The organism is Bacillus haikouensis (assembly GCF_013179555.1).
GTDB classification, from domain to species: Bacteria; Bacillota; Bacilli; order Bacillales; family Bacillaceae_B; genus Rossellomorea; species Rossellomorea haikouensis_A.
The window spans coordinates 1-2,669 of record NZ_JABMCR010000420.1 but is presented as its reverse complement, the minus strand read 5'-3'; the positions used below and the strand labels follow the sequence as shown (position 1 = coordinate 2,669).

Annotated in this window: 3 protein-coding genes; all 3 read left to right on the top strand. The window is 41.1% G+C overall.

Annotated elements, in window-relative coordinates:
• The coding region (locus HP456_RS25565; protein WP_216663391.1) for a hypothetical protein at positions 1–284 on the top strand (284 nt) is incomplete at its 5' end.
• Between the two features lie 622 nt (positions 285–906).
• The gene (locus tag HP456_RS22515; protein WP_172255249.1) at positions 907–1,752 is read left to right on the top strand and encodes a DUF72 domain-containing protein; all 846 of its coding nucleotides are present in this window, start codon (positions 907–909) and stop codon (positions 1,750–1,752) included.
• Positions 1,753–1,829: 77 nt separating this feature from the next.
• Entirely contained in the window at positions 1,830–2,654 is an 825-nt protein-coding gene (locus tag HP456_RS22510; RefSeq protein ID WP_172255247.1) for a sulfite exporter TauE/SafE family protein, read from the top strand.
• The last annotated feature ends 15 nt before the right edge of the window (positions 2,655–2,669 follow it).

The window sequence follows — 2,669 nt, the reverse complement described above, 5'->3', positions numbered from 1 at the left end:
CGTATCTTTCTATAAAAGAATTCTTTAATTTAGGTTTACAAAAGGAAATAGTGGATATAAAACAAGTAGGATTGGCTATCCTACTTTTAGCATACATAATTCTTTCCGGAGAAGGACTGGATAATGATGCTGCCTCTTCTATCGGGAAGGGGTTTTTTTATGTGACTCGTCACATTCTAATTTGCATATCCATTTATAAAAAAATAAAACGGAAAGCAATAAAAAAGGGTTCAGAAGGGCGGAATACCATAATTTCCACCACCCATAATGAAAAAAACCTATAGGGGGAGGAAGCAGGGTTAAACATTCATAAATAATTAATCCAGCCACCCATAAAAAAATATAGCAAAGTTTACTGAAATATGATTTTCTAAAAGGAAACAAATTTAAAAAGATAATGTTTACAGGGGGAATCAACAAAGACATTGATAATAACGTTTCCCATTCGATTCCTTTACTAAAATACCAATATCCATGGTATTTTGCATCTATATAAAGATCAGCAATTGAATTAAAAGCAACCGTAAATAACCATATATGCAGGATTTGAGTCTTCCTCAAAAGTATGTTTGTTTTGAATGCAATTAGATTAAAAATAATAATAGAAATGATAAGTCCAACCATTAAATTAAAACCTCATTAACGTTTATTACTCATTATGTACTAATTAGCAGCAAATAAACCAAACCTATTAAGTGCTGCTTCATGGAAAAAACTGCATTTGGAACTTGTTCTTTCTTCGCTCTTTATTAATAATGATCTACTGCGGGATCACACCGATCTGCACAGCCCCCTTCCCTCTAGCGGAAAGCGTGAATTCCAATCACTACGAAACTCCAAGCCTGTTATGATAAAATGGATTACAAACCACGGAATGTTCATCATACGAAAAGAGGGTGAATATGGATGATTTATGTAGGAGTCACTGGTTGGGGAGACCATGATACTCTTTATGAGAACGTTTCGCCCCGGGACAAGCTGCAAGAATACGGAGCCCATTTCCCGGTAGTCGAAGTGGATGCGAGCTTTTATGCGGTTCAGCCGGTTCGGAATGCTGAGAAATGGGTAAAGGATACGCCAAAAGATTTTAAGTTCATTGTGAAGGCTTATCAGGGTATGACAGGACATGAGCGCGGAGACATTCCATTTGAGACGAAAGCGGATATGTTCCACGCATTCAAGGAATCTCTTTCGCCGTATCTAAAAAAAGACAAGCTGGCGATGGTTCTCATGCAGTTTCCTCCATGGTTTGATTGTTCACGTGAAAACGTAGCCTATATCAGGTACTGTAAAGAGCAGCTGGAAAATATACCGTCAGCCCTGGAGTTCCGACATCAAAGTTGGTACAGTCCACGATTTAGGGATAAGACCCTCACATTCATGGAGGAACAGGGATGGATACATAGCATTTGTGATGAACCTCAGGCAGGGGAGGGCTCGGTACCGAGGGTATTGAAAGCCACCGATGAAAAGGCGACACTTATCAGGTTTCATGGGAGAAACGTACATGGCTGGAATAAGACAGGCAGTGGGGATGAATGGCGTGAAGTGAGGTATTTATATCGCTACAATGAAGCAGAATTAAAAGAGTGGATTCTTCATATCCGGAAACTTCATGATCAGTCAAAGGATCTCTATATCCTTTTTAACAATAACTCGGGTGGAGACGCTGCAGATAATGCTAAACAACTTATCGAAATGCTCGGAATCGAGTATGAAGGACTTGCTCCGAAACAACTTGATTTATTCTAAATGCGGGATAGAAAAATATGAGAAGTGAATCCTCCGTATAAATGCGTTTCTTTTAGTAGAACTGGAGATGAAAGTAAGTGGAATGGATCGTATTGATTTGCATTGGATTATTTGCAGGAACAGTCGGCTCGCTTGTCGGGCTTGGCGGGGGAGTGATCGTCGTTCCTGCATTGATTTATTTTGGTACATATACTGGCTGGCTCGAAAACATTACACCGCAAACAGCAGTGGGGACTTCATTGATGGTCATGATCTTCACGGGATTGTCCTCAACCCTTGCTTATTTGAAGCACAAGACAGTTGATTACAAAAGTGGATTGATTTTCTTTGCGGGAAGCGGACCGGGTGCAATCATCGGCGCCTGGGTAAATAAATACCTGGATATGGAAGATTTCAATCTTTATTTTGGTATTTTTATGATTATTATGGCGATCATCCTGATGGTGCGTAATAAGCTGAAGCCGATCGAAAAATTTAAGACAGCTTCTTTTCAAAGGGAGTTTAAGGATCCGGTCGGTCAAACGTACCGTTATGGATATCCACCGCTTATGGGCGCATTGATTGCGTTGGTGGTAGGGTTCACTTCAGGTCTATTCGGCATCGGCGGCGGTTCGCTGATGGTGCCTGCGATGATTCTGATCTTCATGTTCCCGCCTCATGTAGCAGTGGCTACATCCATGTTTATGGTCTTTCTTTCAGCCCTGGTGAGTTCAGGGACACATGTTGCACTGGGGAATGTTAAATGGCTGTACGCATTGGCACTGATCCCGGGAGCCTGGTTCGGGGCCAAGCTGGGATCATATTTAAATACAAGGCTTGAATCGAAGGCACTTGTGAGCGTACTGCGCATTATACTGATTATAATAGGGGTACGATTGATTTATCAAAGTATAACGGGATAACCTCCATCGGGAGAG

What these genes read in the sequence shown, in the direction of transcription:
- HP456_RS22515 (WP_172255249.1), top strand. Translation starts at nt 907, where the DNA reads ATGATTTATGTAGGAGTCACTGGTTGGGGAGACCATGATACTCTTTAT.